The sequence below is a fragment of the Streptacidiphilus fuscans genome (assembly GCF_015690355.1).
In the GTDB taxonomy this organism is placed as follows: domain Bacteria; phylum Actinomycetota; class Actinomycetes; order Streptomycetales; family Streptomycetaceae; genus Streptacidiphilus; species Streptacidiphilus fuscans.
In genome coordinates, this window is sequence record NZ_JADPRT010000007.1 from 424,727 (window position 1) to 431,557 (window position 6,831).

Sequence of the window (6,831 nt, forward strand, 5' to 3'; positions counted from 1 at the left end):
CGTCTGCTCCGCAACGATGGATCCGCCTCGGGGGCCTACCGGGGTGGGAGGAGACGAGGCGACGATGAGAATGAGCGACAGCGTGCTGGGCTGGTTCCTCGCGCTCACAGCCATGCTGCTGGTGGTGGCCGTGCTGCTGATGGTGCTGCGGTCCCGGCTCGGCCGCGCCAAGTCCGAGGACAGCTGGGAGCGCACCGAGGAGCGGCGACGACGCAAGGAGACGGTCTACGGATCCGCCTCCTACGTGCTGCTCTTCTGCTGCGCGGCGGTGGCGGGTGCGCTCTCCTTCCACGGCCTGGTCGGCTTCGGCGTGGAGAACCTCGGTCTCTCCGGCGGGTGGGAGTACCTCGTACCGTTCGGCCTGGACGGCGCGGCGATGTTCTGCTCGGTGCTCGCGGTCCGCGAGGCCAGCCACGGTGACGCGGCGCTCGGCTCCCGCAGCCTGGTCTGGACGTTCGCGGCGGCCTCCGCCTGGTTCAACTGGGTCCACGCTCCGCGCGGCATCGACCACAACGGTGCGCCGCAGTTCTTCGCGGGCATGTCGCTCTCGGCGGCGATCCTCTTCGACCGCGCCCTCAAGCAGACCCGCAAGGCGGCGCTGCGCGAGCAGGGCCTGGTGCCGCGCCCGCTCCCCCAGATCCGCGTGGTCCGCTGGCTGCGGGCGCCGCGCGAGACGTACGCGGCGTGGTCGCTGATGCTGCTGGAGAACGTCCGCAGCCTGGACGAGGCGGTCGACGAGGTCCGCGAAGAACGCCGCACGAAGCTCCGCGAACGCGACGCGAGGCGCTCCGCGCCTGCCGAGCTCCGCGCCCTCGGTGCGGGCAGCGGCGGCACGGGCGGGAACGGCGGCGCGGTGCGCGGCCGGATGCCGCAGTTGCCCCGGCCGGGGCTTCGTGAATCGAACTCCGGGGAGCCCGCGATAGTGGCCTCTCCCGAGGCCCAGAGCGGCGGCGTCTACGACCTCACGGCAGAGGATGACACGGTGACCATGCAGCGCCCGAACGCGTGGGATTCGCTGGAGCAGAAGCTCAAGGATCTTGAGCAGCAGTACGGCTGACATTCAGTCTCTGCAGGCGAGGAACTATGCACCATCCAGGGGCATGGGGTGAGTGCAACGTCCCCGCTGCCGAAGCGAAGCGCCTAGTCCTCGCTCACCAGCTCGAACCACATGCGCTTCCCACTCCCGTTGGGCTCGACACCCCACGCGTCGCTCATCGCTTCGACCAGCATCAACCCGCGCCCGGACGACGCCTGCTCGCCAGGCGTCCTGCGCTTGGGCCACTGGTCGGACTCGTCCTCGACCTCGATCCGGAGGCGCTGGTGACCGTTCTCAGGGTCGTGGAAGAGGCGGGCGGTCAGCATCGCGTCGCGGTCCGTGTGGACGAGGGCGTTGGTGATCAGCTCCGAGGCCAGCAGTTCCACCGTGTCGGAGAGGTCTCCGACACCCCACCGGCGCGCCGCGTCGCGCAGCTCGCCGCGGACCTCCGCGATCCGCGCGAGGTCGGCCTGGCCGATCCTGCGGCGGAGTTGGTGGCGGGCGCGGGTGTCCGCGGGGCCCTCCCAGCGGAGGAGCAGCAGGGCGATGTCGTCGTCGCGCTCGTGGCTGTCGGCCGCCGCGCAGGCGATCCGGTCAGCCAGCGCGCCGAGGTCCGCGCCGGGAGCGCCCGCGAACACGCGCCGCAGGCGTTCCATGCCCTCGTCGAGGTCGATCCTGCGGCTCTCCACCAGACCGTCGGTGCAGAGCAGCAGCACCTCGCCGGGGTCGAGGCCGAAGCGGGTGACCGGGTAGCCCTGCTCGGGGTCCACTCCGAGCGGCAGGCCGCCGGCAATGTGCTGCACGGCCGCGCTGCCGTCGGAGCGGCGGACCAGCGGGTCCAGGTGCCCGGCGCGAACGGCGTAGACGACGCCGTAGTCGACGTTGACCTCGGCGTAGAGGCAGGTGGCGAAGTGGCCGGTGTCCAGGTCGGCCAGGAAGCGTGAGGCGCGGGACATCACGGCGGCCGGCGGGTGGCCCTCCGCCGCGTAGGCGCGCAGCGCGATCCGGAGCTGGCCCATCACGCCCGCCGCATGCACGTCGTGGCCCTGGACGTCGCCGATGACCACGCCGACGTGGCCGCTGGGCAGCGGGACGACGTCGTACCAGTCGCCGCCGATCTGCAGGCCGGTCCCGGCCGGGAGGTAGCGGACGGCGCTGTCGAAGCCCGGCACGGGCGGGACCCGGCGCGGCAGCAGCACCCGCTGCAGGCCGGCGGCCAGCTCGTGCTCGGCGTCGTGGAGCCGGGCGCGGGCGAGGGACTGGGCGACCATGCCGCCCAGTGTGGTGAGCAGGGTCCGCTCCTCGTGGTCGAGGGCGTGGTCCTCGTCGAAGCTGACCAGGCAGACGCCGATCGGGCGGCCGCTGGCCACCAGCGGCAGGAAGGCCCAGGCGTGCTTGGGGTGCCCGACCACCGGGGCCCAGGCGCCGGGGAACCGCTGCCGGTACTCGCGCTGGCTGGCCAGGAAGACGGGCGTGCGGGTGCGCAGCGCGAGCGCCGCCGGATGGTCGGCGTCGAGCGGGACGTGGTCGTGCGGCGGCCGGGAGTCGCCGTCGTAGCCGGAGGCGGCGAGGATCTGGATCCGGCCGTTCTCCAGCACGGCCAGGATCAACCCGTCCGGCGGGATGCCGGGCAGCGGCAGCTCCGTGAAGACGCGGGCGACGTCGGCGGTGGTGACGGCCTCCGAGAGGGCCTTGGCGGCCTCGCGGATGAAGAGCGTGCGCTCCTCGCGGACGGTGGCCGCGCGGTCGGCCCGGCGGCGCTTGAGCAGTTCGACGGTGGCGTCCCAGACGAAGCCGACCATGTGGGCGGGCCTGCCGTCCTCGTCGGCCAGTACCCGGCCGCGGAACCGGACGGCGTGCATCTCGCCGCTGGGAAAGACGGTCCGGTAGTAGGCGCCGCACTGGCCCAGCGAGGCGACGGCGCGTTCGACGCGGCGGCGGACCACGACGGCGTCCTCGGGGTGGAGCAGCGCCAGGAACTGCTCGGCCGTGATCGCGGGCTCCTCGCCGTCGTCCGCGCCGCCCCCGGCGGGGCCGAGCTCCTCCAGGCCGAGGATCGCCAGTGCGCGGGCGTCGCAGACCAGCCGGTCGGCGCGGATGTCCCAGTCCCAGGAACCGATCCCGTTGGCCGCCATCGCGGGCTCCAGCCAGTCCGGCGACTGGTTGGCGTACGGCGGCTGGTGAGGCGGTTGGGGGAGCCGCGGCGGCTGCGGCCTAGGCGCCATCGTTCTCCTGCCCTGCGTCTGCGTGAGGGTGCGCAGCGAAGCGGTCCGGCCCGTTCGTCCGGCTTCAGCGGGTGGGCGGGCGAACTGGAACTGGGTGAATATCCGGACTTCATCCTGTCGGATGAATGCGCGAGCGGCAATGGAGACGCGCCCTTCCGTTTTCCGGCGGAAAGTCACCGGGTGATTTCTCCCCGATCACGGAACCATCACGGACCCTGGTACGTCAGGACGGTGGGGACGGGGGCCGCGGGGACGGAACCCGCCCGTGGACGAACTGAGGGGGAACGAACTGATGAAGGTACTGATCACCGGTGGCGCGGGTTTCATCGGCAGCACCGTCGCCTCGGCCTGCCTGGACGCGGGCTTCACGCCGGTGATCCTGGACAGCCTGGTGACCGGGCGGCGCGAGTTCACCGAGGGGCGGGCGTTCTACGAGGGCGACATCGCCGACGGCGAGCTGGTCGACCGGGTCTTCGCCGACCACCCCGACATCGCCGCGACCATCCACTGCGCGGCCCTGATCGTGGTGCCGGAGTCGGTCTCCGCCCCGCTGCACTACTACCGGGAGAACGTCGCCAAGACCGTCGCCCTGGTCGAGCACCTGCAGCGCAACGGCTGCGAACGGCTGCTGTTCAGCTCGTCCGCCTCGATATACCGGCCGGGCGAGGACTTCTCGGTCGACGAGGGCTCCCAGCTCGACCCGCTCTCCCCCTACGCACGCACCAAGATGCTGACCGAGCTGATCTTCAAGGACACGGCCGAGGCCAGCTCGCTCCGGGTCCTGTCGCTGCGCTACTTCAACCCGATCGGCGCGGATCCGGCGCTGCGCACGGGCCTGCAGACGCCCGCCCCCTCGCACGCGCTGGGCAAGCTGGTCCAGGCCCGGAGCGCGGGCAGGCCGTTCCTGCTGACCGGCACCGACTGGCCGACGCGTGACGGCAGTGGCATCCGCGACTACGTCCACGTCTGGGACCTGGCGCGAGCCCATGTGGCGGCGCTGGACCGCTTCGACGCGGTGCTGCCGCCGGACCGCGCGGGCTCCTACGAGGTGCTGAATCTCGGCACCGGGCGCGGCACCACCGTGCGGGAGCTGGTCGCGGCCTTCGAGGCAGTCACCGGCGAGCGCGTGGCGACCGAGGAGGCCCCGCGCCGCCCCGGCGACAACGCGGGTGCCTTCTCGCGCACGGCGAAGGCCGAGCGACTGCTCGGCTGGCGCACGGAGCTGTCGCTGGAGCAGGGCATCGCCGACACGCTCGCGTGGTTCGAGCGCCGCGAGGCCGTGCTGGGCGCGTAGCCGCAGGGCCTTCGGCATCGAGCGAAGCACCTGTCCGGGCTGGTCCGGACAGGTGCTTCTGCATGTCCGGCTGGCGGACGGGCTGGACACGGCGCCATCCGCGAGGTTCAATTCCAGAAAAGTTTGAACGGCGTTCTAAACAACGACCTGCGAGGAACCGTGCGACTGACACCGACGGAGCGGGACCGGCTGCTGCTGTTCTCCGCAGCGGAACTGGCCCGGGCGCGGCGAGCCCGTGGGCTGCGGCTGAACGTGCCGGAGGCGACCGCGTTGATCGCGGACACGGTCTGCGAGGCGGCCCGGGACGGGCGGCGGCTGGCGGAGGCGATCGAGGCCGGGCGCACCGTGCTGTCGGCGAAGGACGTGCTGCCGGGCGTGGTCGATGTGGTGACGACGCTTCAGGTCGAGGCGGTCTTCGAGGACGGGACGCGGCTCTGCGTGATCGACGACCCGTTCCGTGGTGAGGGTTCGCTGGGCGCGGAGGCTCCGGGCGCGGCGCTGCCGGGCGAGGGCGTCGGCTACGAGCCGGCCGAGCCCGTGGTGGTGCTGCCGGTGCGGAACACGGCACCGGTACCGGTGACGGTGACCTCGCACTTCCACTTCTTCGAGGCCAACCCGCGCCTGGCGTTCGACCGCGCGGCCGCCTACGGGATGCGGCTGGCGGTTCCGGCGGGCTCGTCGGTGCGGTTCGACGCGGGCGCGGTCGTCGAGGTCGGTTTGCTGCCGATCGGCGGCGAGCGGATCGCGGTCGGCTTCGCGGGCCTGGTCGACGGCCCGCTGGACGCGCCGGGCGCGCGGGAGGCCGCGCTGGAGAAGGCACGCGCCTGCGGCTACCTCACCAACTTCGAGCAAGCAGAGCGGTCAGCGCAGTCCGAGCGGTCAGAGCAAGCAGAGCAGTCCGAGCAGGAGGAGTCCTGATGAGCGCCAGTTCCTTCGACGCGCAGGGCTGCCACGGGCGGCCGGGCCCGGTCGCCCCGTGGGGTGCGGCCGATCCGCACGACTACATCGCCGTCCACGGCCCCCGTGCGGGCGACCGGATCCGCCTCGGCGACTCCGGACTGATCGTCCGGATCGAGTCGGACTCGCAGGAGCCGGGACAGGAGTTCCTGGCCGGGTTCGGCAAGACCGCCCGCGACGGCCTGCACCTCAAGGCCGCGGCCGTCCGCGACACCTGCGACCTGGTCATCTCCAACGTTACCGTCATCGACGCCGTTGCCGGGATCCGGAAAACGTCGATCGGGATCCGCGAAGGCCGCATCGTCTCGATCGGCCGCGCCGGGAACCCCGACACCCTCGACGGCGTCGACGTCGTCGTCGGCACCGGGACCACCATCGTCTCGGGCGAGGGCCTGATCGCGACGGCCGGCGCGATCGACACGCACGTGCACCTGCTCTCGCCACGCATCATGGAGGCCTCGCTGGCCTCCGGCGTCACCACCATCATCGGCCAGGAATTCGGCCCGGTCTGGGGCGTCGGCGTCAACTCCCCCTGGGCGTTGCGGCACGCGTTCAACGCGTTCGACGCGTGGCCCGTCAACATCGGCTTCCTCGCCCGGGGCTCGTCCTCCGACCCCGCACCGCTCATCGAAGCGTTGGCGGAGGGCGGCGCGTCGGGGTTCAAGGTCCACGAGGACATGGGCGCGCACACCCGCGCCCTGGACACCGCCCTGCGCGTCGCCGAGGACCACGACGTCCAAGTCGCCCTCCACACCGACGGCCTCAACGAATGCCTCTCCGTCCAGGACACCCTCGCCGTCCTAGAAGGCCGCACCATCCACGCCTTCCACATCGAAGGCTGCGGCGGCGGACACGTCCCCAACGTCCTGAAAATGGCCGGCGTCCCCAACGTCATCGGCTCCTCCACCAACCCCACCCTCCCCTACGGCCGCGACGCACTCGGCGAACACTTCGGCATGATCGTCTCCGCCCACGACCTAAAAACCGACCTCCCCGGCGACGCAGCCATGGCCCGCGACCGCATCCGCGCCGGAACCATGGGCGCCGAAGACGTCCTGCACGACCTCGGCGTCATCGGCATCACCAGCAGCGACGCGCAAGGCATGGGCCGCGCCGGAGAAACCGTCCGCCGCACCTTCGCCATGGCCGGAAAAATGAAACACGAACTCGGCCCCCTCGACGGCGACGGCTCCTACGGCACCACGGAGTCCGGCGACGACAACGAACGCGTCCTGCGCTACATCGCCAAACTCACCATCAACCCCGCCATCGCCCACGGCCTCGCCCACGAGATCGGCTCCATCGAACCCGGCAAACTC

At 71.9% G+C, this 6,831-nt stretch carries 5 protein-coding genes; 4 read left to right on the forward strand and 1 reads right to left on the reverse strand.

The window, feature by feature from the left end:
- Positions 1-64: 64 nt before the first annotated feature.
- Positions 65-1,057, forward strand: a complete 993-nt coding sequence (locus tag I2501_RS19695) for a DUF2637 domain-containing protein (protein WP_196195390.1) — start codon at positions 65-67, stop codon at positions 1,055-1,057.
- 83 nt (positions 1,058-1,140) lie between these two features.
- Here the strand turns inward: I2501_RS19695 and I2501_RS19700 are convergent, their stop codons facing one another.
- Positions 1,141-3,261, reverse strand: a complete 2,121-nt coding sequence (locus I2501_RS19700) for an ATP-binding SpoIIE family protein phosphatase (RefSeq protein ID WP_196195391.1) — start codon at positions 3,259-3,261, stop codon at positions 1,141-1,143.
- A gap of 292 nt (positions 3,262-3,553) precedes the next feature.
- Between I2501_RS19700 and galE the strand changes: the two genes are divergently transcribed.
- The 3 genes from galE to I2501_RS19715 all read left to right on the forward strand — a co-directional run.
- Entirely contained in the window at positions 3,554-4,555 is a 1,002-nt protein-coding gene (gene galE, locus I2501_RS19705) for a UDP-glucose 4-epimerase GalE (RefSeq protein WP_196195392.1), read from the forward strand.
- A 159-nt stretch (positions 4,556-4,714) separates the two neighbouring features.
- A complete protein-coding gene (gene ureA / locus I2501_RS19710; RefSeq protein ID WP_196195393.1) occupies positions 4,715-5,473 on the forward strand; it encodes an urease subunit gamma in 759 nt (252 codons plus the stop codon).
- On the forward strand, positions 5,473-6,831 hold a 1,359-nt coding region (locus I2501_RS19715), incomplete at its 3' end, for an urease subunit alpha (protein ID WP_236046651.1). The genes ureA and I2501_RS19715, both read left to right, overlap by 1 nt.

Coding starts and splice junctions, on each gene's coding strand:
- I2501_RS19700 (WP_196195391.1), bottom strand. CDS start 3,261: ATGGCGCCTAGGCCGCAGCCGCCGCGGCTCCCCCAACCGCCTCACCAG.
- I2501_RS19695 (WP_196195390.1), top strand. CDS start 65: ATGAGAATGAGCGACAGCGTGCTGGGCTGGTTCCTCGCGCTCACAGCC.
- galE (WP_196195392.1), top strand. CDS start 3,554: ATGAAGGTACTGATCACCGGTGGCGCGGGTTTCATCGGCAGCACCGTC.